Source organism: Pseudomonas sp. H11T01, from assembly GCF_048515765.1.
GTDB lineage: Bacteria > Pseudomonadota > Gammaproteobacteria > Pseudomonadales > Pseudomonadaceae > Aquipseudomonas.
Window position 1 is genome coordinate 1 of sequence record NZ_JBLYED010000056.1, and the last position, 2,041, is coordinate 2,041.

Consider the following 2,041-nt stretch of genomic DNA (forward strand, 5'->3'; position numbering starts at 1 on the left):
GTAAGCGCTCCATGAACCCCACATTCAAAGCCGCCACCTGATCCCCGATGCTGTGCTCCCGATTCTTTTCCGGAGCCCGCACCTCATGATGCGTCCCGACGCCAAAGTCGAAAAAGTCTATCTCTACCCCAAGCCCGTCGACTTCCGAAAATCCATCGACGGCCTCGCCGCTCTGGTCGAACTGGACATCAAGGTCGCGGTGTTCGACCCCGTGCTTTTCGTCTTCCTCAACAAGCCTCGAAACCGCGTGAAGATTTTGTATTGGGAGCGCAACGGCTTTTGCCTTTGGCTAAAGCGCCTGGAGTCTGAGCGCTTTAAAACATCGCCGGATTGTTCGGATGAAGCCATCGTGCTGACGGTTCAAGAACTCAACTGGTTATTGGACGGCTTTGATTTGTGGCGTAACCGACCACATCAAGTTTTGACGCCTCGATTCGTCGCCTGATTCGGTATAATCCGGGGCATGATTGCCATGCCCAAAGACCTTCCTGACGACCCTGTTTTGCTCAAGCAACTGCTTGCGCAGATGCTGAGTGAGCGCGAGTCGGATAAGGGCAAAATCGTTCATCTCGAAGAAGAAAACGCGCTGTTGCGACAGCGCCTTTTCGGGCGCAAGTCAGAGCAAACAACCGATCCCGCGACCCCGCAAATGGCCTTGTTCAACGAAGCTGAAAGCGTGGTCGAGTCTGTCGACGAAACGGTGGAAGAAGAGGTCGTAGCGCCGACCAAACAGCGCGGTAAACGCAAGCCTCTGCCCGGCGATCTTCCGCGCATCGAAGTCATCCACGAACTGCCCGAGCACGAACTGACCTGTGCCTGCGGTTGCCGTAAACACAGCATTGGCGAGGAAATCAGCGAGCAGCTTGAGATCGTGCCGATGCAAATCCGCGTGATCAAACATGTGCGAAAGATCTACGGTTGCCGCGAGTGCGAAACAGCACCGGTTACAGCGGACAAGCCCGCTCAATTGATTGAAAAAAGCATGGCCAGCCCCAGTGTCCTGGCGATGCTGCTGACGACCAAATACGTCGACGGCCTGCCGCTGCATCGCTTCGAAAAAGTGCTGGGCCGCCACGGCATCGATATCCCACGCCAGACCTTGGCGCGCTGGGTTATCCAGTGCGGTGAGCACTTGCAGCCGTTGCTGAATTTGATGCGCGACCGACTGCTGGAAAGCCGCGTCATCCACTGCGACGAAACGCGCGTGCAGGTGCTGAAAGAGCCTGATCGAGAGCCAACCAGCCAATCCTGGATGTGGGTGCAAACCGGTGGGCCGCCGAATCAGCCGGTGATCCTTTTTGACTACTCGACCAGCCGGGCGCAGGAGGTTCCGTCGCGCCTGCTCGAAGGTTATCGCGGCTACCTGATGACGGATGATTACGCTGGTTATAACGCCTTGGGCGCGCAATCCGGTGTCGAACGTTTAGGCTGTTGGGCACATGCGCGACGCAAGTTTGTCGAGGCGCAAAAGGTGCAGCCTAAAGGCAAAGCCGGGCGCGCCGATATCGCCCTGAATCTGATCAACAAGCTGTACGGGATCGAGCGAGATTTAAAAGAAGTCGGCGATGAACATCGCCACGAAAGCCGACAGCAAAACAGCCTGCCGGTGTTGGCGCAGTTGCAAGCATGGCTGGAGAAAACCCAGCCACAAGTGACGGCGCAAAATGCACTGGGCAAAGCCATCAGCTACCTGGCCAGCAACTGGATCAAGTTGGTGCGCTACACCGAAGCCGGTTACTTGCCGATCGACAACAATGCGGCAGAGCGTGCGATCAGGCCCTTCGTTATCGGGCGCAAGAACTGGCTGTTCAGCGACACGCCCAAAGGCGCGAGGGCCAGCGCTCAACTTTACAGCCTGGTCGAGACGGCTAAAGCCAACGGCCAAGAGCCCTATGCGTGGCTGCGCCACGCACTTGAACGCCTGCCACAGGCAACCTCGGTTGAAGATTACGAAGCCTTGCTGCCTTGGAACTGCTCGCTCGCCTCGCCTCGCTAAGCGCGCCGCCTATTTTTGAATAGGTGGGGTTCATGGAGCGCTTAC

General features: G+C 57.2%; 2 protein-coding genes. Both read left to right on the forward strand.

Annotated elements, in window-relative coordinates; translation table 11 throughout:
* The first annotated feature begins 85 nt into the window (after window positions 1-85).
* Entirely contained in the window at window positions 86-445 is a 360-nt protein-coding gene (tnpB, locus tag ACN1C3_RS33130) for an IS66 family insertion sequence element accessory protein TnpB (protein WP_019412232.1), read from the forward strand.
* A gap of 18 nt (window positions 446-463) precedes the next feature.
* The gene (gene tnpC / locus ACN1C3_RS33135) at window positions 464-1,996 is read left to right on the forward strand and encodes an IS66 family transposase (RefSeq protein ID WP_419119939.1); all 1,533 of its coding nucleotides are present in this window, start codon (window positions 464-466) and stop codon (window positions 1,994-1,996) included.
* Window positions 1,997-2,041 lie beyond the last annotated feature (45 nt).